The 25,621-nt window shown below is 68.4% G+C and carries 22 protein-coding genes; 10 read left to right on the forward strand and 12 right to left on the reverse strand.

Going from position 1 to position 25,621, the window contains the following annotated elements:
* Positions 1-36: 36 nt before the first annotated feature.
* From recF to dnaA, 4 genes are all read right to left on the reverse strand, one after another.
* Positions 37-1,158 carry a DNA replication/repair protein RecF gene (gene recF / locus AC07AG_RS24480; protein WP_478757635.1) on the reverse strand — a complete coding sequence of 374 codons (1,122 nt, stop codon included), beginning with the start codon at positions 1,156-1,158 and terminating at the stop codon, positions 37-39.
* Between the two features lie 80 nt (positions 1,159-1,238).
* The gene (gene gnd, locus AC07AG_RS24485; protein ID WP_478757637.1) at positions 1,239-2,123 is read right to left on the reverse strand and encodes a phosphogluconate dehydrogenase (NAD(+)-dependent, decarboxylating); all 885 of its coding nucleotides are present in this window, start codon (positions 2,121-2,123) and stop codon (positions 1,239-1,241) included.
* A gap of 89 nt (positions 2,124-2,212) precedes the next feature.
* Positions 2,213-3,343: a DNA polymerase III subunit beta gene (gene dnaN, locus AC07AG_RS24490; protein ID WP_478757638.1), complete on the reverse strand. Its 1,131-nt coding sequence runs from the start codon at positions 3,341-3,343 to the stop codon at positions 2,213-2,215.
* 859 nt (positions 3,344-4,202) lie between these two features.
* A complete protein-coding gene (gene dnaA / locus AC07AG_RS24495; protein WP_478757639.1) occupies positions 4,203-6,092 on the reverse strand; it encodes a chromosomal replication initiator protein DnaA in 1,890 nt (629 codons plus the stop codon).
* A 367-nt stretch (positions 6,093-6,459) separates the two neighbouring features.
* Between dnaA and rpmH the strand changes: the two genes are divergently transcribed.
* From rpmH to AC07AG_RS24540, 9 genes are all read left to right on the forward strand, one after another.
* Positions 6,460-6,597, forward strand: coding sequence for a 50S ribosomal protein L34 (gene rpmH / locus AC07AG_RS24500; RefSeq protein ID WP_006381191.1), 138 nt, complete (start codon positions 6,460-6,462; stop codon positions 6,595-6,597).
* Between the two features lie 20 nt (positions 6,598-6,617).
* The gene (gene rnpA, locus AC07AG_RS24505; protein WP_478757641.1) at positions 6,618-6,989 is read left to right on the forward strand and encodes a ribonuclease P protein component; all 372 of its coding nucleotides are present in this window, start codon (positions 6,618-6,620) and stop codon (positions 6,987-6,989) included.
* Positions 6,986-7,345, forward strand: coding sequence for a membrane protein insertion efficiency factor YidD (yidD, locus tag AC07AG_RS24510; protein ID WP_344518424.1), 360 nt, complete (start codon positions 6,986-6,988; stop codon positions 7,343-7,345). The genes rnpA and yidD overlap by 4 nt, the downstream gene beginning before the upstream one ends.
* 3 nt (positions 7,346-7,348) lie before the next feature.
* Complete coding sequence (gene yidC / locus AC07AG_RS24515) at positions 7,349-8,644, forward strand: membrane protein insertase YidC (RefSeq protein ID WP_478757644.1); 1,296 nt, start codon at positions 7,349-7,351, stop codon at positions 8,642-8,644.
* A 14-nt stretch (positions 8,645-8,658) separates the two neighbouring features.
* On the forward strand, positions 8,659-9,180 hold the full coding sequence (locus AC07AG_RS24520) for a Jag family protein (protein ID WP_478757646.1): 522 nt from the start codon (positions 8,659-8,661) through the stop codon (positions 9,178-9,180).
* 98 nt (positions 9,181-9,278) lie between these two features.
* Positions 9,279-9,995: a 16S rRNA (guanine(527)-N(7))-methyltransferase RsmG gene (rsmG, locus tag AC07AG_RS24525; protein WP_453540321.1), complete on the forward strand. Its 717-nt coding sequence runs from the start codon at positions 9,279-9,281 to the stop codon at positions 9,993-9,995.
* Positions 9,996-10,326: 331 nt separating this feature from the next.
* Positions 10,327-11,403 carry a ParA family protein gene (locus AC07AG_RS24530; RefSeq protein WP_283779165.1) on the forward strand — a complete coding sequence of 359 codons (1,077 nt, stop codon included), beginning with the start codon at positions 10,327-10,329 and terminating at the stop codon, positions 11,401-11,403.
* Positions 11,400-12,512: a ParB/RepB/Spo0J family partition protein gene (locus tag AC07AG_RS24535; RefSeq protein WP_478757648.1), complete on the forward strand. Its 1,113-nt coding sequence runs from the start codon at positions 11,400-11,402 to the stop codon at positions 12,510-12,512. Before AC07AG_RS24530 ends, AC07AG_RS24535 begins: the two co-directional genes overlap by 4 nt.
* 306 nt (positions 12,513-12,818) lie before the next feature.
* A complete protein-coding gene (locus tag AC07AG_RS24540) occupies positions 12,819-13,436 on the forward strand; it encodes a GNAT family N-acetyltransferase (RefSeq protein ID WP_160506106.1) in 618 nt (205 codons plus the stop codon).
* Between the two features lie 117 nt (positions 13,437-13,553).
* Here AC07AG_RS24540 and trxA read toward each other — a convergent pair whose 3' ends face one another.
* The 7 genes from trxA to AC07AG_RS24575 all read right to left on the reverse strand — a co-directional run bounded on the left by trxA (position 13,554) and on the right by AC07AG_RS24575 (position 23,345).
* Entirely contained in the window at positions 13,554-13,886 is a 333-nt protein-coding gene (trxA, locus tag AC07AG_RS24545) for a thioredoxin (protein WP_135332065.1), read from the reverse strand.
* Positions 13,887-13,929: 43 nt separating this feature from the next.
* Positions 13,930-14,889: a thioredoxin-disulfide reductase gene (trxB, locus tag AC07AG_RS24550; RefSeq protein ID WP_478757651.1), complete on the reverse strand. Its 960-nt coding sequence runs from the start codon at positions 14,887-14,889 to the stop codon at positions 13,930-13,932.
* 182 nt (positions 14,890-15,071) lie between these two features.
* Positions 15,072-16,058: a hypothetical protein gene (locus tag AC07AG_RS24555; RefSeq protein ID WP_478757653.1), complete on the reverse strand. Its 987-nt coding sequence runs from the start codon at positions 16,056-16,058 to the stop codon at positions 15,072-15,074.
* Positions 16,055-16,789, reverse strand: a complete 735-nt coding sequence (sigM, locus tag AC07AG_RS24560) for an RNA polymerase sigma factor SigM (RefSeq protein ID WP_478757655.1) — start codon at positions 16,787-16,789, stop codon at positions 16,055-16,057. The genes AC07AG_RS24555 and sigM overlap by 4 nt, the downstream gene beginning before the upstream one ends.
* A gap of 34 nt (positions 16,790-16,823) precedes the next feature.
* The gene (locus AC07AG_RS24565) at positions 16,824-18,533 is read right to left on the reverse strand and encodes a protein kinase family protein (protein WP_478757657.1); all 1,710 of its coding nucleotides are present in this window, start codon (positions 18,531-18,533) and stop codon (positions 16,824-16,826) included.
* 118 nt (positions 18,534-18,651) lie between these two features.
* The gene (gene murJ, locus AC07AG_RS24570) at positions 18,652-20,940 is read right to left on the reverse strand and encodes a murein biosynthesis integral membrane protein MurJ (RefSeq protein WP_478757659.1); all 2,289 of its coding nucleotides are present in this window, start codon (positions 20,938-20,940) and stop codon (positions 18,652-18,654) included.
* A 47-nt stretch (positions 20,941-20,987) separates the two neighbouring features.
* Positions 20,988-23,345, reverse strand: a complete 2,358-nt coding sequence (locus AC07AG_RS24575) for a DUF6049 family protein (protein WP_478757922.1) — start codon at positions 23,343-23,345, stop codon at positions 20,988-20,990.
* 193 nt (positions 23,346-23,538) lie between these two features.
* On the opposite strand from AC07AG_RS24575, the gene AC07AG_RS24580 reads away from it, so the two are divergent.
* Entirely contained in the window at positions 23,539-24,981 is a 1,443-nt protein-coding gene (locus AC07AG_RS24580) for a CCA tRNA nucleotidyltransferase (RefSeq protein ID WP_478757661.1), read from the forward strand.
* Between the two features lie 111 nt (positions 24,982-25,092).
* On the opposite strand, the gene AC07AG_RS24585 is transcribed toward AC07AG_RS24580, so the two are convergent.
* A complete protein-coding gene (locus tag AC07AG_RS24585) occupies positions 25,093-25,569 on the reverse strand; it encodes an LppU/SCO3897 family protein (protein WP_478757663.1) in 477 nt (158 codons plus the stop codon).
* Positions 25,570-25,621 lie beyond the last annotated feature (52 nt).

Here is a 25,621-nt window from a genome sequence, read left to right on the forward strand (position 1 = left end):
ACTGCCGGTGCTCCCCGTGCTCCCCGTCGAGGCGCGTCATACGCGTTCCACCGCGCCGTCCGCCACCGCGAACCGCGCCCCTGCGAGCACGCCCGGCACGTCGTCGTCCACCGCTGCCGTCACCAGGACCTGCTCGCCCGGCGCCACCAGCTCCGCGAGACGCTCCCTGCGGCGCGCGTCGAGCTCCGCGAACACGTCGTCCAGGACGAGCACCGGTTCGTTCCCCTCGGCGCGCAGGAGGTCGTACGAGGCCAGGCGCAGCGCCAGGGCGTACGACCAGGACTCGCCATGGCTCGCGTACCCCTTCGCGGGGAGCTGGCCCAGCTTCAGGAGCAGGTCGTCGCGGTGCGGGCCGACCAGCGTCACGCCGCGCTCGATCTCCTGCTTGCGCGCCTCTTCGAGGGCGGCGATCAGCTGCTCGTACAGGACCTCGCGCGTCTGGCCCTCGCCCGGCGCCGACGGCTTGTATTCGAGCGTGACGGGTCCGCCGCCGGGTGCCAGCTGTTCGTACGCCTTGTCGGCGAGCGGCTGCAGCGCGGCGATCAGGTCGAGCCGCTGCGTGAGCAGTTCGGCGCCGGCTGCGGCGAGGTGCTGGTCCCAGACGTCGAGCGTGGACAGGTCCATGGAACGCCCGCCGTGCCGCCGTGCCAGGGCCGCCGACTTCAGGAGGGTGTTGCGCTGCTTCAGTACGCGGTCGTAGTCGGACCGCACGCCCGCCATGCGCGGGGAGCGCGCCGTGATCAGCTCGTCGAGGAAGCGCCTGCGCTCACCGGGGTCGCCCTTGATCAGCGCCAGGTCCTCGGGCGCGAACAGCACCGTGCGCACGATGCCGAGCACATCACGGGGTCTGACCTGCGAGGACCTGTTGATACGGGCGCGATTGGCCTTGCCAGGATTGAGCTCCAGCTCGATCAGCTGCTGGCGCTCGCCCTGCCGGACCGCCGCCCGGACGACGGCGCGCTCGGCGCCCATGCGCACCAGCGGGGCGTCCGAGGAGACCCGGTGGCTGCCGAGCGTGGCGAGATAGCCGACGGCCTCCACGAGGTTCGTCTTGCCCTGGCCGTTGGGGCCCACGAACGCGGTGACGCCCGGATCGAGAGGGACCTCGACCCGGGCGTACGAGCGGAAGTCGGCCAGCGACAGATGCGTGACATGCATGGTGTGCGCCGACCTCCCCCGGCTACTTCACTTGCTGAGCGGCCTGTGCGTAACAGCTTTGGTTGCGCACAGGCTGTGGATCAGTGCTCGCTCTTGGACTCGACCGCGTGACCGCCGAACTGATTGCGCAGCGCCGCGATCATCTTCATCTGCGGGGAGTCGTCCTGCCGCGAGGCGAAGCGGGCGAAGAGCGAGGCCGTGATCGCGGGCAGCGGCACGGCGTTGTCGATGGCGGCTTCCACCGTCCAGCGGCCCTCGCCGGAGTCCTGCGCGAAGCCGCGCAGCTTCGCCAGGTGCTCGTCGTCGTCCAGGGCGTTGACCGCGAGGTCAAGGAGCCAGGAACGGATGACCGTGCCCTCCTGCCAGGAGCGGAAGACCTCGCGCACGTCCGTGACGGAGTCGACCTTCTCCAGGAGCTCCCAGCCCTCGGCGTAGGCCTGCATCATGGCGTACTCGATGCCGTTGTGAACCATCTTCGAGAAGTGGCCCGCGCCGACCTTGCCGGCGTGCACGGAACCGAAGTCACCCTCGGGCTTGAGGGCGTCGAAGATCGGCTGGACCTTCGCGATGTTCTCGGCGTCGCCGCCGTACATCAGCGCGTACCCGTTCTGCAGGCCCCAGACGCCGCCGGAGACGCCGCAGTCGACGAAGCCGATGCCCTTGGCCGCGAGCTCCTCGGCGTGCTTCTCGTCGTCCGTCCAGCGGGAGTTCCCGCCGTCCACGACGACGTCGCCGGGCTGGAGCAGCTCGGCGAGCTCGTCGACGGTGGACTGGGTCGCGGCTCCGGCCGGAACCATCACCCATACGACACGCGGACCCTTGAGCTTGCCCACAAGCTCTTCGAGGCTGTGGACGTCCGCGACGTCCGGGTTGCGGTCGTATCCGATGACGGTGTGGCCTGCGCGGCGGATCCGCTCGCGCATGTTGCCGCCCATCTTGCCGAGGCCGACGAGACCGAGCTCCATCAGTGGTTCCTTAAGTAGCGATGTGGCGTGGAGGCACCTTCGTACCCGCGTCCGAGCCTACGCCCGGACGCACGCTCACACCTGTGGGCTCAGCCGCTCAGACGTACGGGCATGATCAGGTACTTGTACGCCTCGTCGGCCTCGGCATCCAGGGCGGGCTTGCCGCTCAGGAGCGCGGGCTTCGTCGACGTCGTGAACGACAGCTGGGCGACCGGGGAGTCGATCGCGCTCAGGCCGTCGAGCAGGAACGTCGGGTTGAAGGCGATCGAGACGTCGTCGCCCTCGAGCTGGGCGTCGACCCTCTCCACAGCCTGTGCGTCGTCGCTGGAGCCGGCCTCCAGGATCAGCACGCCCTGCTCGAAGCTGAGCCGCACCGGAGTGTTCCGCTCGGCCACCAGGGCCACGCGCTTCACGGCCTCGACGAACGGGGCGGTCTCGATGACCGCGATCGAGTTGAACTCCGTGGGGAAGAGCGTCTTGTACTTCGGCAGGTCGCCCTCGAGGAGTCGCGTGGTCGTACGCCGACCGGCGCCCTCGAAGCCGATCAGGCCCTCACCGGCACCGGAGCCGGACAGCGCCAGGGTGACCGTGTCGCCGCTCGTGAGCGCCTTGGCGGTGTCCAGGAGCGTCTTGGCGGGGACCAGGGCGACCGCGGAGGCCTCGGGGTTCTCCGGCTTCCACAGGAACTCGCGGACCGCGAAGCGGTAGCGGTCGGTGGAGGCCAGGGTGACCGTGTCGCCCTCGATCTCGATGCGTACGCCGGTCAGGACGGGCAGCGTGTCGTCGCGGCCGGCGGCGATGGCCACCTGCGCGGCGGCCGATGCGAAGACCTCACCGGGGACCGTGCCGGTCGCGGTGGGCATCTGCGGCAGCGCGGGGTACTCCTCCACAGGAAGTGTGTGGAGTGTGAATCGCGAGGAGCCGCAGACCACCGTGGCCCGCACACCGTCTGTGGAGATCTCCACCGGACGGTTCGGCAGGGCGCGGCAGATGTCGGCGAGCAGGCGACCGGAGACGAGGACCGTGCCCTCGTCGTCGATCTCCGCGTCGACGGAGACACGCGCCGAGACCTCGTAGTCGAAGCTCGACAGGCTCAGTGCGCCTTCCTCGGCCTTCAGCAGCAGGCCCGCGAGGACAGGTGCCGGAGGCCGGGCCGGGAGACTGCGCGCCGCCCACGCCACCGCCTCTGCGAGTACGTCGCGTTCCACCCGGATCTTCACTTAGCCGCCCTCCTGCTGTTGCTGGCACTGGGGACCAGTCTGACGCACAGCACTGACAGTGGGTGCCCGTCGGGGTCAAGTCGTGACGAGCGGCGTCGGAGGTCCGGAGCGCGAGTTGTGCACAGGCCCCCCTTCCAAGCGAATTCCCCGGTGACTCTAAGTGGGAGTAGTAGTAGGGCCTGTGGAAACCGTGGATAACCCTGTTTTCGCAGGTCAGTGCCGGTTTTTTGTCCACCGGGCCTGTGGGCGGAGGCGGTGGACAACCGGTGGTTTCTGTGGACGGGCGAAAGTTCTGCACACCCGGTGCACAGGCAAGGGGTACTTCTCCCCAGCGCTGTCCCCAGCTTTACCCACCTTCCCCACAGGCCAACCGACCACGTTGGTGTGACGCCTTTCACTCGGCACGGTGACGGGGCGCGTTGCGTTGCCGAACAGTGGACAGCCGTGTGGAGAAGCTGGGGAAAGCTGGGGACAACCGGCTCGAGCCTGTGGGTTGCCGGTGGACAAGTTCATGCACACCCTGTGGACGAGAATTTCATCCACAGCCTGTGGAGGACCGTCGTCCACGAATCCACAACCACCTGACCTGGATTGATGATCCTTCAGCAGGGTCCCCTGTGGACATCATCTGGACAACTTCCCGGTCCCCAGGGTGTGGAAGGAAAAAAGACCACAGATCTGTGGAGAACAGGCCTCTCAGCTGCGGAAATCGAACAGTGGAGGGGGCGGACGGGGTCCACGCGCGCGTGCGCAACGGCAAAGGGCGCCCCGGAAGTTGTCCCGGGGCGCCCTTCGCGAGCTTCTGTCAGTGCTTCTGACGGCACTTCTGGCGGCGTGTGTCAGCGCGTGTGCGCGTGTGTCAGCCGTTCTTGATGCGGTTGGTCAGCTCGGTGACCTGGTTGTAGATCGAGCGCCGCTCGGCCATCAGCGCGCGGATCTTGCGGTCCGCGTGCATGACGGTCGTGTGGTCGCGGCCGCCGAACTGCGCGCCGATCTTGGGCAGGGAGAGGTCCGTCAGCTCACGGCAGAGGTACATCGCGATCTGGCGGGCCGTCACCAGCACACGGCTGCGCGAGGATCCGCAGAGGTCGTCCACCGTCAGGCCGAAGTAGTCCGCCGTCGCGGCCATGATGGCCGGAGCCGTGATCTCCGGAGAGGCGTCCTCGCCGCCGGGGATCAGGTCCTTGAGGACGATCTCCGTCAGGCCCAGGTCCACCGGCTGCCGATTGAGCGAGGCGAAGGCCGTGACCCGGATCAGCGCGCCCTCGAGCTCACGGATGTTGCGTGAGATGCGGGACGCGATGAACTCCAGGACCTCCGGCGGGGCGTTGAGCTGCTCCTGCACCGCCTTCTTACGAAGGATGGCGATACGCGTCTCCAGCTCCGGCGGCTGGACGTCGGTGATCAGTCCCCACTCGAAGCGATTGCGCAGCCGGTCCTCCAGCGTCACCAGCTGCTTGGGCGGCCGGTCACTGGAGAGCACGATCTGCTTGTTCGCGTTGTGGAGCGTGTTGAAGGTGTGGAAGAACTCCTCCTGCGTCGACTCCTTGCTCGCCAGGAACTGGATGTCGTCGACGAGCAGGATGTCCATCTCGCGGTACCGCTTGCGGAAGGTGTCGCCCTTGCCGTCGCGGATGGAGTTGATGAACTCGTTCGTGAACTCCTCGGAGCTCACGTAGCGCACGCGCGTGCCGGGATAGAGGCTGCGGGCGTAGTGCCCGATCGCGTGCAGAAGATGCGTTTTGCCGAGCCCGGACTCTCCGTAGATGAAGAGGGGGTTGTACGCCTTGGCGGGCGCCTCGGCGACGGCGACGGCCGCCGCGTGCGCGAACCGGTTCGAGGCGCCGATCACGAAGGTGTCGAAGAGGTACTTCGGGTTGAGGCGCGCGGTGGGCTCGCCGGGGGCCGACGCGGGGGCCGGCTGCGCGGCCAGCGGGCCGGGGGCGCCGTGACCGTGGACACCGTGCCCGTTGCCGTGGCCGCCGCCCCGCGGGTCGTGGCCTCCGGAGCCGGGGGACTGCTCGTGCCGCTCACGCCGGTCGTGGCGGTCGTGGCGGTCCTGCTGGTCCTGCCGCTCCTGGCGGTGCTGTTCATACGGGGAGCGGCCCTGCGGCGGCTGCGAACGGTAGTCGTGCTGGGGCTGCTGAGGGCTCGCGTACGGATCCCGCTCGGGGAAGCCGAGCCGCGGCTGCTGCCAGCCGTAGTCGTCCTGCTGCTGGGGCTGCTGCTGTGGCCAGGCGCCGGGACCGGGGCGCTGGTAGTCGGGGTACGCGGGGCGGGCGGTCGGCAGCTGGTCGGGCCCGCGGCCCGATGAGTGCTCGTCCGAGGTGCGGCGGCCGTAGCCGTCGTACGACTCATGTCCCTGACCGGGGCCGGGGTGCTGCTCGGGCTCTTCGTAGCGCTGCTGCTGTTGCTGGCCGGGCTGCTGCTGGAGGGGCGGCGCCGGCGGAGTGGGCCGGTCCATGGGGTCGCCGACCGAGTCGTCCACCGTGATGGCGATACGGATCGGGCGGCCGCACTCGCGGCTCAGCGACTCACTGACGATGGGGGCGAGCCGTCCCTCGAGCACGCCCTTGGCGAACTCGTTCGGTACGGCGAGCAGCGCGGTGTCGGCCACCAGCGCCAACGGCTGGCAGCGCTTGATCCAGCGCTCGTCCTTCGCGTCGACCCCGTGCCCTCGCCCCTCACCCAGCAGCTGCTCCAGAACTCGTGGCCACACTGCGGCAAGATCGGCAGGTACGTCAGCCACAAGGCACGCTCTCTCACGGGGTCCCACGAAGGTGTGGTTCTTGGGACGGAAATCGGGATGGGGAGGGAGAAGGGAATGAATCGGAGTTTGGCCAAGGTAGTCAGGGCGACGGCTGCGGTTCAAGTTGTTGTCCACAGGCTGTGCACAGTGTCTCTCCCTGACGGTCGGTTTGACCGGATGGCGTAGCCCCGCGTACCGTGACCAGGTCGAGTTGTCGATGGCTGCTGCCGCCTGCCTCCGATGGGCAAAGATCACGATCTGTGATTGTGAAGCGGTGCACTCGGTGCGTATTCGCGAGCTTCTCGTGGGCGCACGGTGACAGCCAGGCGATGTCCCGCCACCACACAATCATTTCTGGAGCCCCCGAGTGAGCAAGCGCACCTTCCAGCCGAACAACCGCCGCCGCGCCAAGACCCACGGCTTCCGCCTGCGGATGCGCACCCGTGCCGGTCGCGCGATCCTCGCGAACCGTCGTGGCAAGGGTCGCGCCAGCCTTTCCGCTTAATCGCATTAGGTCATGACGTCGTGCTGCCTACCGAGCATCGGCTGAGGCGGCGCGAAGACTTCGCGACCGCGGTACGCCGAGGACGACGGGCCGGACGCCCGCTTCTCGTCGTCCATCTACGTAGCGGTGCAACGGACCCGCACGCGCCTGGGGAGAGCGTTCCCCAGACGCGTGCGGGTTTCGTCGTGAGCAAGGCCATTGGCGGAGCCGTCGTACGCAACAAGGTGAAGCGCAGGCTTCGCCATCTGATGCGTGACCGGGTGGCCCAGCTGCCCCCCGGTAGCCTGGTAGTCGTACGAGCGTTGCCCGGTGCGGGTGACGCCGCCCATGCACAGCTGGCCCAAGACCTGGACGCCGCTCTTCAGCGGCTGCTGGGAGGGGGCGCTCGATGAAGTACCCACTGCTGGCTCTGATCAAGCTGTATCAGTGGACGATCAGTCCGCTGCTTGGTCCGGTGTGCAAGTACTACCCGTCGTGCTCCCGTTACGGCTACCTCGCCATCGACCGGCACGGTGCCATCAAGGGAACGGCGCTTACGGCCTGGCGCATCCTGCGGTGCAATCCGTGGTCGCTCGGTGGTGTCGACCATGTCCCGCCGCGCAAGCGCCCGCGCTGGCACGAGATGCTGCGTGCCACGTGGCAGGAACGCAAGGGCGGGCCCTCCGCCGCTGGCGTGCCGTCCGGGGAGACTTCCCCGGATACCCCGAGCCCGGCCGCCGAGACCCCGTCCCATGCTCAAGGAGCCTGATTAGTGGACACGATTGCCAGTCTGTTCAGCTTCATCACGACACCCGTTTCCTGGGTCATCGTCCAGTTCCACTCTCTGTACGGGGCGATCTTCGGCCCCGACACGGGCTGGGCCTGGGGCTTGTCCATCGTGTCCCTGGTGATCCTGATCCGTATCTGCCTGATCCCGCTCTTCGTGAAGCAGATCAAGGCGACCCGGGCGATGCAGACGCTGCAGCCCGAGATGAAGAAGATCCAGGAACGCTACAAGAGCGACAAGCAGCGTCAGTCCGAAGAGATGATGAAGCTGTACAAGGAGTCGGGCACCAACCCGCTCTCCTCGTGCCTTCCCATCCTGGCGCAGTCGCCGTTCTTCTTCGCCCTGTACCACGTGCTCTCCGGCATCGCTTCGAACGACACCATCGGCGTCATCGACAAGCCGCTGCTCGAGAGCGCCCAGAAGGCGCACATCTTCGGCGCCCCGCTGGCCGCGAAGTTCATGGACAGCGAGGAAAAGGTCGCGGCGCTCCATGCCTCGCTGACCGACGTCCGCGTCGTGACCGCGATCATGATCGTCCTGATGTCGTTCTCGCAGTTCTACACGCAGCGCCAGCTGATGACGAAGAACGTGGACACGACGGTCAAGACGCCGTTCATGCAGCAGCAGAAGATGCTGATGTACGTGTTCCCGATCATGTTCGCCGTGTTCGGCATCAACTTCCCCGTCGGTGTTCTCGTCTACTGGCTGACCACCAACGTGTGGACCATGGGCCAGCAGATGTTCGTGATCCGCCGGAACCCGACTCCGGGCTCCAAGGCCCAGGCCGCGTTCCTGGAGCGCCTGCAGAAGCAGCTCACGCACACCAAGAAGGTGCGGGGCCGCGGCAACACGAACGTCATCAAGGCGATCGTCGCCAAGGGCCGTGACCGCAACGAGTTCGAGCGCAAGTTCATCAACGGTCTGAGCAAGGAAGGCCTGGTGGCCCAGGCCGACGGCTCCGTCGCGCCGAGCGAGTCCGCCGTCGCCACGGAGACCGAGGACGGCACTCCGGTCGCCGGTGGCGGTGCCCCGAAGCGGCAGCAGCCCAAGCGTCAGAGCAAGTCGCAGCGCCAGTCCGCCGCCGCACACAAGGCGGAGAGCGACGCGGAGACGCCTTCGGACGCGAAGACGTCGCTGGAGAAGACTCCGGACGAGCCTGAGGACGCCGCTCCCAAGGGCAAGGCCGCGGGCGGCAAGACCGGGTCAGGGAACGCACGCAGCCAAGCCAAGTCCGGGCAGCGCAAGGGCCAGCAGCGCCCCAAGCACCCGTCCAAGAAGTAGAAGGAGTCCATCCCGTGACGGAAGGCACCACCGCCCCCGCCGAGGCCGAGGTCGAGGCCGGCGACACTCTCACCCGCCTTGAGCAGGAGGGCGAGATCGCGGCGGACTACCTCGAGGGTCTGCTGGACATCGCCGATCTCGACGGCGACATCGACATGGACGTCGAGGCCGACCGCGCCGCTGTTTCGATCATCAGCGACTCGAGCAGCCGCGATCTGCAGAAGCTCGTCGGCCGTGACGGTGAGGTCCTGGAGGCGCTCCAGGAGCTGACGCGTCTCGCGGTGCACCGCGAGACCGGTGACCGCAGCCGCCTGATGCTGGACATCGCGGGCTACCGCGCCAAGAAGCGCGAGGAGCTCTCCGAGCTGGGTGCCAAGGCCGCGTCCGAGGTGAAGAGCTCCGGTGAGCCGGTCAACCTCAAGCCGATGACGCCCTTCGAGCGCAAGGTCGTGCATGATGCGGTCAAGGCCGCCGGTCTGCGCAGCGAGTCGGAGGGCGAGGAGCCGCAGCGCTTCGTCGTCGTGCTTCCCGCCTGATCGCACATCGTTTTCCCGGCCCCGTCTGTTCACAGGCGGGGCCGGTCTTTTCAGCCTGATAGTCAGCCACCCCAGTGCGGTACGGAAGGACGGTCCCCGTGACGGAGGCAGCGGAGCTCCCCTCGGCGCCCGAGCAGGCCCGGGCGGTATTCGGTGAGCGCTTCTCGGACGCGGTCCGGTACGCGGAGTTGCTGGCCGACGCGGGAGTGCAGCGTGGCCTGATCGGTCCCCGCGAAGTGCCTCGGCTGTGGGAGCGGCATCTGCTGAACTGCGCGGTCCTCTCCGAGGTCGTGCCCGAGAACGTGATGGTGTGCGATGTCGGTTCGGGGGCGGGCCTGCCGGGCATTCCGCTGGCTCTCGTCCGGCCGGACCTGAAGATCACGCTGCTTGAGCCGCTGCTGCGCCGGACGACCTTCCTCACCGAAGTGGTCGAGCTGCTCGGACTCGACCACGTGACGGTCGTGCGTGGGCGCGCCGAGGAGGTCCTTGGCAAGCTGCCTCCCGTCCACGTGGTGACCGCGCGGGCCGTTGCGCCACTGGACCGTCTCGCGGCCTGGGGAGTGCCTCTCCTGCGTCCCTATGGGGAGATGCTGTTGCTGAAGGGCGACACGGCCGAGGAAGAGGTCAAGGCCGCAGGGGCCGCTCTGGGCAAGCTCGGCGCGGTGAACACTTCGGTGCTGCACGTGGGCGAGGGTGTGGTGGACCCGCTGTCCACGGTCGTGCGGGTGGAGGTCGGGGAGAGCCCCGGCGGTGTGCGCTTCGCAGCCAAGCGCGCGAAGGCCGCCCGAACGGGGCGGACTCGGCGTCGTCGCTGAGCGATTCCTCCCTCGTCGTCGAGGGGGACCTGATCCCTGTTCGTCTAAGGAGTCGGCCCTCGTCGTTCATCCGTCCTGACGACGAGCCGTACTCCACAAAAGCTGCCAAACGTACGCATACCGGGGTGTCGCGCAAGCGGCACCCCGGCTGCCGTGCATCGTGTTTCACGTGAAACGTCGCTCACTGCTGCATGGCATCATCAGTCGCGGCCGGGCTGCGGAACCTCGCGACCGGCGGCCACTCGGTTCCCTCGATAAGGGAACGGAGTTGTCCACAGAGGTGGATTCGTCCACAGAAGACCGGGCCTCGCTGGTTCACGACCCTCAAAGCATGGGAGGCTCTGTTCATTGCGAGCCTGAAGTCGAGGAGAGTGAATCCTTGCGGTCCGACGCCAACATCGCGGGACCGATGACCGATCCGGTCCCCGGTCCCCGTACCGAGTCGGCGGGGGAGGATGTTTCACGTGAAACACCGCCCCCGATGGACGACACCCCTATCGGTCGTGCTGCCCAACTGGCGGTGGAAGCCCTGGGCCGTGCAGGCGAGGGCCTGCCACGACCCGAGCAGACCCGAGTCATGGTGGTTGCCAACCAGAAGGGTGGAGTGGGCAAGACGACGACAACCGTCAACCTCGCCGCTTCACTCGCTCTGCACGGCGCGCGCGTCTTGGTCATCGACCTCGACCCGCAGGGCAACGCCTCCACGGCTCTGGGTATCGACCACCACGCGGAAGTGCCGTCCATCTACGACGTGTTGATCGACAGCAAGCCGCTCTCCGAAGTCGTGCAGCCGGTCCCTGATGTCGAGGGACTGTTCTGCGCCCCGGCCACCATCGATCTCGCCGGTGCGGAGATCGAGCTGGTGTCACTGGTGGCGCGGGAGAGCCGATTGCAGCGGGCGATCCAGGCGTACGAGCAGCCGCTGGACTACATCCTCATCGACTGCCCTCCGTCGCTCGGTCTGCTGACGGTCAACGCCCTGGTTGCCGGCGCGGAGGTGCTGATCCCCATCCAGTGCGAGTACTACGCACTGGAAGGCCTCGGCCAGCTCCTGCGCAACGTCGATCTGGTGCGGGGGCACCTCAACCCCCATCTGCACGTCTCGACGATCCTGCTCACCATGTACGACGGCCGCACCCGGCTCGCCTCACAGGTGGCGGACGAGGTGCGCACTCACTTCGGCGAGGAGGTCCTGCGGACGAGCATTCCCCGCTCGGTCCGCATCTCCGAGGCGCCGAGCTACGGCCAGACCGTGCTCACCTACGATCCGGGGTCGAGCGGTGCCCTCTCGTACTTCGAGGCGGCACGGGAGATCGCGCTACGCGGCGTCGGCATTCGCTACGACGTACAGCACGCCCACATGGGCGCCCAGAATGATCAGCACAGCACGACGGAGGGGATGCAGTGAGCGAGCGACGGAGAGGGCTGGGCCGCGGCCTCGGCGCCCTGATCCCTGCGGCCCCGACGGAGAAGTCGACCGCCCAGGCTATGAATGGTGCTTCGGCCTCGCCCAGTGCCGTACCGGTACTCACCGCCGAGCGGGGTGTGGCTGCCGCGAAGGTGGCGGCGCTCCCGCAGAGCCCCGTTTCACATGAAACGGAGCAGCCGCTGAACGAAGCGGTGGAGGCCGAGGAAAGTCCCGTTGGTGCGCACTTCGCCGAGCTGCCTCTCGACTTCATCACGCCCAACCCGAGGCAGCCCCGTGAGGTCTTCGACGAGGATGCCCTCGCCGAGCTGGTGACCTCCATCAAGGAGGTCGGGCTTCTCCAGCCTGTCGTCGTCCGGCAGGTAGGGCCCTCGCGCTACGAGCTCATCATGGGTGAGCGGCGCTGGCGGGCTTGCCGTGAGGCAGGGCTTGAGCGCATCCCGTCGATCGTCCGCGCGACGGACGACGAGAAGCTCCTCCTGGACGCGCTCCTGGAGAACCTGCACCGTGCGCAGCTGAACCCGCTGGAAGAGGCTGCCGCCTACGACCAGCTGCTCAGGGACTTCAACTGCACACACGATCAGCTGGCGGACCGGATCGGTCGTTCCCGCCCGCAGGTCTCGAACACGCTGCGGCTCCTGAAGCTGTCCCCGGCGGTTCAGCGCAGGGTCGCTGCTGGAGTGCTCTCCGCGGGCCATGCTCGTGCTCTGCTGTCCGTCGAGGACTCGGAGGAGCAGGACCGCCTCGCGCACCGGATCGTGGCCGAGGGGCTCTCGGTGCGTGCTGTCGAGGAGATCGTGACCCTCATGGGTTCGCGGCCGCAGAGTGCCCCGCGGGCCAAGGGGCCGCGTGCGGGCGGTCGGGTGTCGCCGTCGCTGACCAACCTCGCCACTCGTCTCTCCGACCGGTTCGAGACTCGCGTGAGGGTGGACCTGGGGCAGAAGAAGGGCAAGATCGTCGTCGACTTCGCCTCGCTGGAGGACCTGGAGCGCATCCTCACGACCCTCGCCCCGGGCGAGGGACCGGTCCTGAAGAACGGGCTCGCCGAGGACTCCGCCGAGGACGACGCTTCCGAGGGCGAAGAAGCCTGAGCCTCATCAGCCAGTCCGCAAGAGCGGGCCGTGTCCGGTGTGTACCGGAACACGGCCCGCTCTTTGCTTTCTTACGGTATCGGTGCAATCGCATCGTGGATACGATGCGATTGGGTATGGCGCATCCAGCTGACGGCACCTCATTGGGGAGGAGAGGGCCATGCGATCGGTGAGCCGCACCGGATTGATGACTGCGGGCCTTGGGCTGGGAGCCGTCGGCGGATTCGTCGGCAGCCTGCTGAAGGAACGGAGCGCTCTGACTGCCGCCCGTGATGCGGCGGGCGAAGGAAGTGAGGAACAGCCTTCATGGGGCGTCGGCTCGTACCGCTCACGCTGGACAACCTTCCGGACCTTCCCCAGCGTTGCCGGACGTGTGTCTTCTGGGAGCTGGACCCGGTCAGCGGCCAAGCCGCAGTAAAGGCCGGTACGCCGGAGCTCGAGAAGGAGGCGTGGATCTCCGCCGTCCTGCTGGAGTGGGGATCCTGCGGCCGAGTCGTCTACGTCGACGATGTTCCGGTGGGCTTTGTGCTGTACGCCCCGCCGGCGTACGTGCCACGCGCCACCGCCTTCCCGACGAGCCCTGTATCCCCCGATGCCGTGCAGCTGATGACCGCCTGGATCATGCCGGGCTATCAGGGCCAGGGGATCGGCCGGGTGATCGTCCAGACGGTCGCGAAGGATCTGCTGCGACGCGGGTTCAAGGCGATCGAAGCCTTCGGGGATGCCCGGTGGGAGAAGCCCGCCTGCGTGCTGCCCGCCGATCATCTACTGGCGGTGGGCTTCAAGACGGTCCGCCCGCATCCCTCGTATCCACGGCTGAGGCTCGAGCTGCGTACGACGCTCTCCTGGAAGGAGGACGTCGAGTTGGCGCTCGACCGACTGCTGGGGGCGGTGCAGAAGGAGCCCGTGCTCCGACCGCTCTGACTCATCCCGGCACTCGCCCCTGCCACCCACTCCTGTCATGCGAATGGGCCAACCCCGGAGGGTTGGCCCATTCGTGTTTCACGTGAAACATCGCGCCGCTCGTTGCGACGCCGCTCGCTACTCGGCGATGAAGTCCGCGAGGTCGCGCTCCAGAGCGGCCTTCGGCTTGGCGCCGACGATCGTCTTGGCCACCTCGCCGCCCTGGTACACGTTCAGGGTCGGGATGGACATGACGCCGTACTTGGCGGCGATGCCCGGGTTCTCGTCGATGTTGAGCTTGACGATCTCGATCTTGTCGCCGTGCTCGGCCGCGATCGCCTCGAGGGACGGGGCGATCTGGCGGCACGGACCGCACCAGGCGGCCCAGAAGTCCACCAGGACGGGCTTGTCGTTCTTCAGGACGTCTTCCTCGAAGGAGGCGTCGGTCACGTTCTTCAGAGTGCCGGCCACGGCGGGCTCCTTAACTTGGTGATGCGGTGGGGAGGATGGGATGTCAGACGGCGGCGGCGGCCGTCTCGCTGTCCGCGAGGGCAGCGAGGAACCGCTCGGAGTCGAGGGCGGCGGAGCAGCCGGTGCCGGCCGCCGTGATCGCCTGGCGGTACGTGTGGTCGACGACATCACCGGCGGCGAAGACGCCGGTCTGGTTCGTCCGGGTCGAGGGGGCCTCGACCTTCAGGTAGCCCTCGTCGTCCAGGTCGAGCTGGCCCTTGAAGAGCTCGGTGCGCGGGTCGTGGCCGATCGCGATGAACAGGCCGGTCACGGGGAGCTCGGAGGTCTCGCCCGTCTTCAGGTTGCGCAGCGTCAGACCGGAGAGCTTCTGCTCGCCCTTGATCTCGGCGACCTCGCTGTCCCAGATGAATTTGATCTTCGGGTCGGCGAGGGCGCGGTCCTGCATGGCCTTGGAGGCGCGCAGGCTGTCGCGGCGGTGCACGATCGTCACGGACTTGGCGAAGCGGGAGAGGAAGGTGGCCTCCTCCATCGCGGTATCGCCGCCGCCGATCACGGCGATGTCCTGGTCCTTGAAGAAGAAGCCGTCGCAGGTCGCGCACCAGGAGACACCGCGCCCGGAGAGCGCGTCCTCGTTCGGCAGGCCGAGCTTGCGGTGCTGGGAGCCCGTGGTCACGATCACGGACTTCGCGAGGTGCACGGTGCCCGCCGTGTCCGTCACGGTCTTGATCTCGCCACTGAGGTCGACGGAGATCACATCGTCCGGCACCAGCTCGGCGCCGAAGCGCTCGGCCTGGGCCCGCATGTTGTCCATGAGCTCGGGGCCCATGACGCCGTCCTGGAAGCCGGGGAAGTTCTCCACCTCGGTGGTGTTCATCAGCGCACCGCCTGCGGTGACGGCGCCCTCGAACACCAGGGGCTTCAGCGACGCTCGCGCGGTGTAGAGCGCCGCCGTGTAGCCGGCGGGCCCGGAGCCGATGATGATCACGTTACGGACGTCGGTCACGGCTTGATTCCTCGTCTCTGGAGACTGCTGCGTACTGCTGGTGGGTGCCTGTCTCAGGTCTCTCACCCCACCCAACGGATCCTACGGGGCATGCATTCCCGACGTGTCCGAGCGCACGGAAGCACGTCAGGGACGTCAGGATGCCACGCTGGGCCGAGTCTCCCGCCGCGACGGCTAGAGAGTCAGGGCCGCGCGTAGGAGTTGGTCAGCAGTACCTTGCCCGCAGCGGTGGCCGACGACGGCTTGTCCACACACGTCGCGTCGATGACGTACGCGGAGACCTTTGTGTTGTCGGACTCATGGGACGCAACGACGAGGTAGGCGTCCTTCCCCTTGTAGGTGCCCTTCTCGGCGGCGAGCGGTGTCCTCTCGCCGATGCCGAGTTGGATGCACTGCGGGACGGTGACGGTGGACTCGCGCATCGGCGCGTTCTTGTCCTTCGGGGACTCCGGGCTGGACCGCACGCCGAAGGACGGCTCGTCGCTGCCGGAATCGGGTCCCGTGGTGGGTTCCTTGGCGAGCAGGTCGGTCACCTGGCCCTTGAGCTTGCCCTCGGAGAAGGCGTTCGCGGAGTCGGAGTGGCCCGACGCCGTGTCGCTCTTGCCGCCCGAGTCTTCGCCCACGTTCTGTATCAACAAGGAACCGAGACCGATGGCGGCCGCCGTGAAGACGGCACCGAGCACGACCCTACGCCGACGGCCTGTCCGGAACTTGCTTCCGCGTCCGGGCCCCGTGGCGGAGCGGGGGTGCCCAGCGGGCCGGTCCACGTGCGGGCTGGAGGCGGGGGCGCGAGAGGACTCAGAGGGCCTGAAGGGTTCATCTGCGGCGGGCGTTGTTTCACGTGAAACACGCACGGCGGCCGCGGGCCGCACCATCGGGTCCGGCTCGATCGGCTCGACGGAGCCGGGTGCGGTGGAGTCCAGCAGAGCTTCCGCCGCCAGTGCCGCGTCGATGCGCCCGGCGATGTCTGCCGGCATCCGTGGCGGTCCCGGCAGCGTGCCGAGGATGCCCCGGATCTCTTCCAGGGAGTCGTAGACATCGGCGCAGAGCGTGCAGTCGTCCAGGTGCCGTCGGACGTCGACGGTCCGGGAGGGGGTGAGCAGCCCCTCCGTGAGGTCGGAGATCTCAGCGACTTCTGGGTGCCCGGCCGAGTCGGTCGTGGTTGTCACGCTCGCCCACCTCCGCCCTTCGCAGCAGCTGAATCGCTTGGTCCCGCATCCCGTGGTCCCGCTGCAGGTGGGACGGATGCCCCCTGCGTCCGGTTCCTTCCCGGGCCCGACTTCTTGCCGTCCTTGTCGTCGCCGCTGTCTCCGCGCTGCGCACGGGGCTCCGTACGCAGGTGAGTGAGCAGCGGCAGCAGTCTGGCTCTGCCGCGTGCGCATCGGCTCTTCACGGTGCCGGTGGGCACCTCCAGCACCTGGGCTGCTTCGGCCACCGGATAGCCCTGCATGTCCACCAGGACGAGGGCGGCGCGTTGGTCGTGCGGCAGGGTGCCCAGTGCCTCGACGAGCTCGCGGTGCAGATCGCCGCGCTCGACGGGGGCGGCCGCCGACTCGTGCGGCTCGAGGAGCTGCTCGAGCCGTTCGGTGTCGTCGATGGGAGAGGTCTTCCGGGACGCCGCCTTGCGTGCCCGGTCGAGGCAGGCGTTCACGGTGATCCGGTGCAGCCACGTCGTGACGGCCGACTGCCCGCGGAAGGTGTGCGCGGCACGGTAGGCGGAGACCAGGGCGTCCTGGACGGCGTCAGCGGCCTCCTCGCGGTCGCCCAGCGTGCGCAGGGCCACGGCCCACAGGCGGTCGCGGTGGCGCCGGACAAGCTCGCCGAAGGCGTCCTTGTCCCCTTCCACATGGCTGGCCAGGAGGTCCTGGTCGTTCATCTCGCCGTACGTGGTGTCGTCCACCGTCGAACCCCCTCCCCCGATGAGCCTTCGGCCCTCAGCCCGCGAACTTCACGTCCGTGATGGCCTGCTTGTACCCCGCGCTGCTGTACTCATCACGGGGTGACTGCGGTACATCGGTGAGCCAGACGAGTACGTACTGCGTCTTGACCGGCTTCTTCGCCTTGATCTTGGCGCTCTTGCCCGTGGTCGTGACGGTCCCGATCTTCTTCATCGCGCTCGGGGGCGTCGACGAGGACATCGAGTCCGCGGCGTACAGCTCGACCGTCGTGTGGTCGCCGCCGTAGCGGAGCCCGAGCGACGCGGTCGACACGTCCTCTTCCTTGCCGAGGTCGTAGACGATTCCGACGCCGGGCTTGTACGGGGCCAGCTTGGGGCCCTCTATGAAGCTCTTGGACCGCCAGTACGTCGAGTCGTCGCCGTCGTACGTGTTGCGGACACCCGCAAGATCCTGGGGGCCGCCCTCGAGGACGTACTCCTCGCCACTCGCGATCTTGATCGGATGCGTGGACTTCGGCTTGTTCTTGTCGCCCTCGTCGGAGGTGTCCGTGCTGCCGGGGTCATCGGAGTTCCCCCGGTCCAGGAGCGCGTCCGCGAGCTGCCAGCTGCCGAGACCCAAGGCCGCGATGAGCAGTGCGGACACGGCCCACTTGAGGGCCTTGCCGGTACGGCTCTGCAGCGGGGGCGGCGGGGTCGGCACCGGCTGGGTGGCTCCCGGACGGGGTGCGGTGCGGCCGTAGGTGCCCTGTTGGTAGGTCGTGCGCTGGTACTCGGGCGGTGCGGTGAACGCGGGCTCCGGCGGGCGGATGCGCGGCATCTCACCGATCGCCTTCACCAGCTCCTCCGGCGTCGTGCACGGCGGCTCCTGGCGGGATGCCGTCGCACCCTCGTTCACGAGCGCGCGCATGGCGAGCTCGGAGAGGCCCCTGTGCACGCCTGCGCGCACCTGGTCGGGGGCGATCAGGCCGACGCCCTTGGGCAGCCCGGAGAGGCCGTACGCGTCGTCCTCGTACGGCCAGCGCTGGGTCAGCGAGGCGTACAGCAACGCGCCGACGGCTTCGGTGTCCGTGCGCTGCGGGGTGTCGGAGCTGATGCCACGCAGCGCCGCGTTCACGGCGAGGCCGCGGATGCGGTACTGACCGGAGGACGTCCGCAGCACGGCGCTCGGGGTCAGCCGCAGGTGGGCGAGACCCTCACGGTGCGCGGCCGCCATGGCCTGGGCGATCTGACTGACGAGCTGGTACGCGTCGTGCGCCTCAAGAGGGCCCGCAGCGAGCAGCGCGGTGAGTTCCGTGGCGTCGGGCAGCCACTCGTGCACCACGTAGACGAGGTCGTTCTCCTCGACCGCGTCCAGGACGTGCACGAAACGGGGGTCGCCGAGCAGCGCCGACGAGCGGGCCGCGGCGAGGACTGATCGTGCCCGTGGATGGTCGGCGGGCAGCAGATGCACGCCGACGGCCCGGCGGAGCTTCTCGTCCACCGCACGCCAGCTGCTGAAACCGTCCAGACGGGTGACGCACTCTTCGAGTCGATAGCGTCTGGCGAGCTTGTGACCGCTGTGCAGCTCGGGGGGTGATGCCGCCCCCGGGCTTGTGGGCTCACCGGTCTCTGCTGTGCCTTCTTCTGCCGTTTCCCGCTCCCGGGTCTGGGCCACCCCGTCGGCCGTGGCCTCGTCCGCTTTCGCGGTCAGCGGCTGATCGCCGCTGTTGTCTGCCACGTCGACGGCAGCCGTGCTCCGTTCCGCCACCGTCGTTCCTGCCTCCCCATCCATCGCGCTTCGTCAGACGCCAAAGCCAATTGTGCCCACAGTCCGGCGCTATGCACGACACGCGGTGGCCGGTGATGGTTGTGCGAACCCCTGGATCTCACCGTCCGAGACGGCCGCGGACCATCCCGACCATCGAATTGAGCTCCGCAATCCGCATCTTTCGGGCGGCCACGAAGAAGACGCCTCCGAGGACGATTCCGCCGACCACCAGAGCGATCAGGGAACCGCCGGCGCCGTCGCCCAGGGCCTTGAGGATCCCGAAGCCGACTGCGCCGCCGAGGATCGCCGCCGGGATGCACGCCATGGCGAGCCGGGCGTAGGTGCGCAGGACATGGGTGCCGTCCAGGTCGCCGCCGAGGCGGTTGCGCAGCCTGCGCCAGGCGACACCGACGCCGACCGCGTAGGCGAGGCCGTACGCGGCGGCCATGCCGATCACAGCCCACTGTGCGGGCAGGAGAACGTAGGCGAGGCAGCTCGCCGCCGCGTTGACGGCCGCCACGATGACCGTGTTGTAGAAGGGCGTCCGGGTGTCCTCGTAGGCGTAGAAGCCGCGCAGGACGACGTACTGCACCGAGTAGGGGATCAGGCCCAGGCCGAACGCCATCAGGACGAAGCCCATGGACTGGGCGGCCTCGCTGCCGCTGGACGCGAACAGCAAGGTGCACATCGGGACGCCGAGCGCTACGAACGCGAAGGCGACCGGCACGATCGCCACCGCGGAGGTGCGCAGCCCCTGTGAGATGTCGTCGCGGACCGCGCCGGGGTCGTTGTCATGGGCCGCCCGCGAGATGCGGGGAAGCATGGCCGCCATGACGGAGACGGTGATGATGGCCTGTGGCATGCCCCAGATCAGCTGGGCGTTGGAGTAGGCCATGATGCCCGTGCCGTCCTTGCCGGAGGCCTTGCCCGCGGCGGTGGCCAGCTGGGTGACGACGAGCACGCCGGCCTGGTTGGCGAGGACGAAGAGCACCGTCCACTTGGCGAGCTTGACCGCCTTGCCGAGACCGTGGCCCTTCCAGTCGAAGCGAGGCCGGAACCGGAAGCCCGTCTCGCGCAGATACGGGATCATCGCCAGCGCCTGGACGACCAGACCGAGCAGGGTGCCGATGCCCAGGAGACGGACACCGTCCGCGGGGATCGACTCGACCCTCATGCCCGAGTCACCGGACGTTCCGTAGACCCAGATGAACAGCCCGAAGGTGAAGATCATGACGATGTTGTTGAGGACCGGGGTCCACATCATCGCGCCGAACTTCCCGCGGGCGTTGAGGATCTGGCCCATCACCACGTGCACGCCCATGAAGAAGATGGTGGGCAGGCAGTAGCGGGCGAAGGTGACCGCGACGTTGTTGGCCGGCGGGTTGTTCGCGATGGGCGTCGACATCAGCTTGATCAGCAGAGGCGCCGCGAAGACGGCCAGGGCGACGATGAGGCCGAGCGCGACCATGACGAGGGTCAGCAGGCGGTTGGCGTAGGCCTCGCCGCCGTCCTTGTCGTCCTTCATGGCGCGCACCAGCTGTGGCACGAAGACCGAGTTGAGGCCACCGCCGACGGTCAGGATGTAGATCATCGTCGGCAGCGTGTACGCGACGGTCCAGGCGTCACCGAGGGTCGCGGCGCCGAGGGCCGCGGTGATCACCATGGTGCGGACGAACCCGGTGAGCCGGGAGACCATCGTGCCCGCGGCCATCACCGCGCTCGACTTCAGGAGACTCGACGCCCGTCCGCCGCCGCCGGACTTCGGGGCCGGTGCGGGAGCCGGGGGAGCTGCCGGGGCCGGGACCATCGGGGGCTCGGGGGGCTGGTAGCCGCCCGGCTGCTGATAGCCGTTGCCCTGGGGGTAGCCGTTCCCCGGGGGATAGCCGTTGCCTTGGGGGTAGCCGTCCTGGGGATAGCCGCCCTGCTGATAGGTGGCGGCCTGCTGCTCGCGGTAGCCGCCCGGCTGCTGGTCCCGGAAGAGGTGGGCGAAGGCGTCCGGCTCGTGGCGCTCCTCGCCGGCCTGGGTGACCAGGTCGTCGACGCCCACGAACTGCGTCGTACGGGCGTCGTCGCCGTACGGGAGGTGCCGGGTCGGGCCTTCGGGTTCGGGGGCCGGGGTCTGGGCCCACACGCGGGGGTCCGGGGCGTGCTGCGGGGAGGGCGGCTGAGCGTAGAGCGGCTGAGGGTCCTGGTAGTAGCCGGGAGGCGGCGGGGGGTGCGCGGCGCGGTCGTACAGCGCCTCGGTCACCGGGTCCTGGGCGGCGAGATCCTGTGCTCGGTAGGGGTCCTGGTCGTAGGCATCCTGGAGGTACACGTCCGGAGCAGGCTGGGGAGGCACCTGCCCGTCCTCAGGAGGACCGGAACCGCCCGCGCCCTGGCCACGGTCACCGTCGTACGGCGCGTTCATGGATTACCCCACCTCATCGTCCCCGGGCCCACCGGCCACGACATCGCTCAACGGTCCACTCTCTCACCCGTGTCCGACGGGTCGGTGCTTTCCGGAGCGGTGTCCGGTGTCGGGTCACTCGGCTGCTCGGGGTCGTCCTCCCCCGACTCCGTGCCGGACTCGCCGTCCGGGCCGTCCTCGGGGCCCTCCTCGGCCTGCTGCCGGGCGGCCCGCTTGCGCTGCGTGTACATCCGGAATCCGGCGAGTACGAGAAGCAGCACGCCGCCCGCGATGACCAGCATCACGGTGAGGGTGATCTCGGTGACGTTCACGTCGAAGCGGACCGCCTTGCCGTACGGCTGGCCGTCCTCGGTGTAGAGCTGGGCGTAGACCGGGACCGGGCCGTTGGCGTTGGCCGTCGTGGTGAACTTCACCGACTGGGCGTGTCCGCCCGCTACCTTCACCGGCTGTTCGTAATAGGCCTGGTCGCCGATCTTCAGACGCGTGGGGTTCTCCGACGTCAGACGCAGAACCATGTGGTCGACGCCCTGGACCAGGTTGTTCTGCACCGTCACCGGGATCGTCGCGCTGCGGCCCGAGAGCTTCGCGTCGGACTTCTGGATCAACGCCACCTGGTCGATGAGCGTGGTGAGGTAGTTCTCCACGCCCTGGCGGTATGTCGCCGCCTCGGCCGCCCTGCCCCGCCAGGACGTCGACATCTCGCGGTCTATGGCCCGCCCGAAGGGCGTGATGACGCGGTCGGGCTCGCTGAGGATCGTCTGGAAGCGGTTGAGCTTGTTCTGGGTGTTCTGAATGGACTTGAAGGCCGACTTCGGCAGCTCCTGCTTGCGCAGCGCCGCCGGATAGGAGCCGGCCGAAGGCACCTGGGTCGTGGCCGCCGAGTCCGGCTTCGCCTTCGCCGCCGCCGACAGGTCCTGCGGCTGCGACCAGCGGTCGTCGGAGAGGGTGGTCAGCGCCTTCGCCATCGCCTGGGCCTGGCTGGCGGACGGCATGCGCTGCGGGGCGACGACGATGCTCCGCTGCTTGTCCGGATCCTGCAGCGTGACCATCAGGCTCTGGGCGAGGAATTCCTGCACGGCGAGCGTGGAGCTCTCGGCCCCCGTCATGTCGCCCTGGAAGGCCGTGGAGAGGCGCGCGTCGGCTACCACGGCCGTCGTGCCGCCACCGATGGGCCGGGCGGCGCTGGGGGTGTACGGCAGCGCGTTGCCCTCGCGCAAGCTGTCGCTCCGGGCGATCACCGTGTGGGCGCCCGCCGAGGTGGAGACGTCGACGATCGAGGGATCGAGGGCGCCGTCCACGGGCCACGCGAAGTCCGACTGGGGCTTGACGTGGAGGATGGACTCCACGGCCAGCGCTCCCGCGACGGTGGCGTCCTTGAGCTGGCCCAGGGAGCCGGTGACGGCCCTGCCGTTGTGGGCGAGCGAGGCCAGGTCGGGATCGGCGAAGGGCAGCCCGACGACCTTCTCGTCCTTCACGGTCTGCTCGAGCTTGTTGAGCCACTCCTTGGCGACCGCCTGGCCCTTGCCCGCCGTGGTGCTCTTGCCGTCGGCGGTCTGCACCCGGTAGTTCCGCGTCATCGCGTCGACCGAGGCCAGCAGGTCGGGATCGATGACCCAGGTGACATCGAGCCGGCTGCCCAGGGAGAGCATCTGCTCCAGGCGGCCGCCGGGGGCGAGCTCCTTGGCCAGGTCGTCGTCCGTGAAGACGGGCGTCTGCTGCTCGTCTGAGCCGGTCTCCGCCGTGAGGTGCGCGGTGGAGATGAGCGGCCACAGATAGGTTGTCTTGGTCTTCGTGTCAGCGGCGCCCGACTGCCAGGGCAGGAAGGTCCGCTCGAAGCCGAGCACCTGGGACCACGGCTGGGTGGCGGTGCGGCCGGTGAGCGAGACACCGAGCTGGTAGACGCCGTCTGCGCCGAGATCCAGCGCCTTGACCGGCACGGAGATGCTGAAGTCCTGGCGGATGCCGGGGGCGAGCTTGGAGAACTTCTTGACGTACTTGCCGCCGACCTCCGTGCCGTCGGCTCCGGCCTGGTAGCCGGTGCGCTTGGCTGCGGAGTCGATCTGGCTCCGGCCGTTCAGGACCGGCCCCAGGCGCAGCCCGACCTCGGCTCCCGTGACCGTCTGCTTGCCCTCGTTGGTGACCGTGCCGGAGACGGTGACCGTGTCCCCGTCCGTCGGAGCGGTGGGTGTGAGTTTGTTGAGCGAGACGTCGACGGTGTTCGAACCGGTGGCGTCTGCTGCCGCGCTCGCTTCCTCGCTCGGCGCCGCGGCGTGCGCGGTCGGCGCCGCCGGAAGCTGCAGCATCCCGGTCAGCAATGGGGCCGCAGCCAGCAACGCTGCCGTACGCCGCAGCCACCGGCGGGCAGGTGAGGGACTGGTCCCCGGGAAGTCTGCCGCCTCGGCCACGCGTTGCCCGTCCTCGTTGTCGTCAGTGGTCGTCGGTTGTGCGTCCACGCATGGTAACGAGGTGCGCTGTGGCGAAGTGCCGCGGACTGCTCCACATGATCGGAAGACCTGGCCGGAGAGGGGCGCGCGGCCCCGGAGGCCCCGCCGAAAACCGGGCAGCTGGGGGCGTCCGGGGCACGTACCCTTTTCTGTTGTGCCGAACGCCAATGAAGAAAATCCCAGCGCACTGAGTCAGGTGCAGCGCCGCGCGGTCAGTGAGCTGCTGCGTGTGTCCCCTGTCGCGGACGATCTTGCCCGCCGTTTCCAGGAGGCCGGGTTCTCTCTCGCCCTGGTCGGCGGGTCGGTCAGAGACGCGCTCCTTGGCCGGCTCGGCAATGACCTGGACTTCACGACCGATGCCCGCCCCGAGGACGTACTGAAGATCGTCAGGCCGTGGGCGGACTCGGTATGGGAGGTCGGGATCGCCTTCGGCACCGTGGGGAGCCAGAAGGACGGCTACCAGATCGAAGTCACGACGTACCGCTCCGAGGCGTACGACAGGACCTCGCGCAAGCCCGAGGTGTCGTACGGCGACTCCATCGAGGAAGACCTCGTACGCCGTGATTTCACCGTCAACGCGATGGCCGTCGCTCTCCCCGAGAAGGAGTTCATCGACCCGCACGGCGGTCTCGAGGACCTGGCGGGGCGCGTCCTGCGCACCCCTGGCACCCCGGAGGACTCCTTCTCGGACGACCCGCTGCGGATGATGCGGGCCGCGCGGTTCGCCGCGCAGCTGGACTTCGAGGTGGCTCCGGACGTCGTCGCCGCGATGAAGGCGATGGCCGAGCGCATCGACATCGTCTCCGCGGAGCGCGTCCGTGATGAATTGAACAAGCTGCTTCTCTCGCCGAACCCGGCGAAGGGACTTGCTCTACTTGTCGACACGGGCATCGCCGACCGCGTACTGCCCGAGCTTCCGGCGCTGCGTCTGGAGCGTGACGAGCACCACCGTCACAAGGACGTCTACGACCACTCTCTGATCGTCCTTGAGCAGGCGATGGCGCTGGAAGAGGACGGCCCGGACCTGACGCTGCGGCTCGCGGCGCTGCTGCACGACATCGGGAAGCCGCGGACGCGGCGCTTCGAGGACGACGGCCGGGTCTCCTTCCACCACCACGAGGTGGTGGGGGCCAAGATGACCAAGAAGCGGATGACGGAGCTCAAGTACTCGAACGAGCTCGTGAAGGACGTCTCGCGTCTGGTGGAGCTGCACCTGCGCTTCCACGGCTACGGGACGGGCGAGTGGACGGACTCGGCCGTACGCCGCTACGTACGCGACGCGGGCCCTCTCCTCAGCCGGCTGCACAAGCTGACCCGGTCCGACTGCACGACGCGCAACAAGCGCAAGGCCAATGCCCTGTCGCGTGCGTACGACGGCCTGGAGGAGCGCATCGCGCGGCTTCAGGAGCAGGAGGAGCTGGACTCGATTCGTCCGGACCTGGACGGCAACGAGATCATGCAGGTCCTGGACGTGCGGCCGGGCCCGGTGATCGGTCAGGCCTACAAGTTCCTGCTGGAGCTGCGGCTGGAGAACGGGCCGATGGAGCGGGACGAGGCGATCGCGGCGCTCAAGGAGTGGTGGGCCGTGCAGGAGTGAGATGGGGCTCGTTGCGATGTTTCACGTGAAACATCGCACCGGATCCGGACATGCGCCGGACATGCGAAGGGGCACTGTTTCACGTGAAACAGTGCCCCTTCGCTTATGCCGTTACTTGGTCTTCAGGCAGAGCACCACATCGTGGCTGCCGCCGGTCTGGTAGTAGGAGACCTCGGTCCCCTTGACCGTCTCGCACTTGCTGACGCTGCTCGTGTTGTCGAACTTCTCGATGACCTCGAACTCGGCGTCGCTGGAGGAGCAGTCGGCGTTCTTGAGGTCCGGCTGCGACTGCGTGCCCTTGTTGTGCAGGCAGTCACCGACGGCAGTGGTCTCGGCGTCACTCTTGCCCAGCTGCCACTTGACGACCGCGATGATGATGCCGATGACGATGACGGCACCGATCCGCAGGACCACCTTGCTCACGCGTCGGCCGCCGCTCGTCGCGGCCGGAGGCGGAACCGGGGCACCCTGGTTGTAGGGCGGGTAGGGCTGCTGCGGAACGCCGGGCTGGCCGGGCTGTCCCGGCTGGCCGGGGTGCGGCTGCACGCCCTGGCCGTACGGATTCTGGCCCTGGGGCGGAGTAGTCACTTGGGGGTCCCCCTCGAACGGAAGCGCGATGGCGCGGATACGACGTCCGTAA

It is taken from the genome of Streptomyces sp. NPDC044044 (genome assembly GCF_056434405.1).

What these genes read in the sequence shown, in the direction of transcription:
- recF (WP_478757635.1), bottom strand. Translation starts at nt 1,158, where the DNA reads ATGCATGTCACGCATCTGTCGCTGGCCGACTTCCGCTCGTACGCCCGG.
- gnd (WP_478757637.1), bottom strand. Translation starts at nt 2,123, where the DNA reads ATGGAGCTCGGTCTCGTCGGCCTCGGCAAGATGGGCGGCAACATGCGC.
- yidD (WP_344518424.1), top strand. Translation starts at nt 6,986, where the DNA reads ATGAAGTACCCACTGCTGGCTCTGATCAAGCTGTATCAGTGGACGATC.
- AC07AG_RS24530 (WP_283779165.1), top strand. Translation starts at nt 10,327, where the DNA reads ATGGGAGGCTCTGTTCATTGCGAGCCTGAAGTCGAGGAGAGTGAATCC.
- AC07AG_RS24540 (WP_160506106.1), top strand. Translation starts at nt 12,819, where the DNA reads ATGGGGCGTCGGCTCGTACCGCTCACGCTGGACAACCTTCCGGACCTT.
- murJ (WP_478757659.1), bottom strand. Translation starts at nt 20,940, where the DNA reads ATGAACGCGCCGTACGACGGTGACCGTGGCCAGGGCGCGGGCGGTTCC.